The sequence below is a fragment of the Parachitinimonas caeni genome (assembly GCF_030129945.1).
Lineage (GTDB): Bacteria > Pseudomonadota > Gammaproteobacteria > Burkholderiales > Chitinimonadaceae > Parachitinimonas > Parachitinimonas caeni.
Window position 1 is genome coordinate 1 of sequence record NZ_JARRAF010000310.1, and the last position, 255, is coordinate 255.

General features: G+C 64.7%; 1 pseudogene. It reads left to right on the plus strand.

Annotated elements, in window-relative coordinates:
* Positions 1–255, plus strand: a pseudogene (locus tag PZA18_RS24830) (hypothetical protein); the annotation flags it as partial.

Consider the following 255-nt stretch of genomic DNA (forward strand, 5'->3'; position numbering starts at 1 on the left):
TCAACCCCGACACCACCCAGAGCCCGGCGTATACCAATCTGCCGGACGAAGCGGCATTCGGGACCGTCTGGGCAGGCGTGGCGGGCAACCAGAACCTCATCGGCTCGTCCGATGCCGACCTGCTCGATGGCGGAGCCGGCAACGACACCCTCGATGGCGGCGCTGGCAACGACGCCCTGCTCGGTGGTTTTGGCAATGACGTCTACCAGTTCAACACCGGTAGCGGCATCGACACCGTGATCGAACAGGACGCCA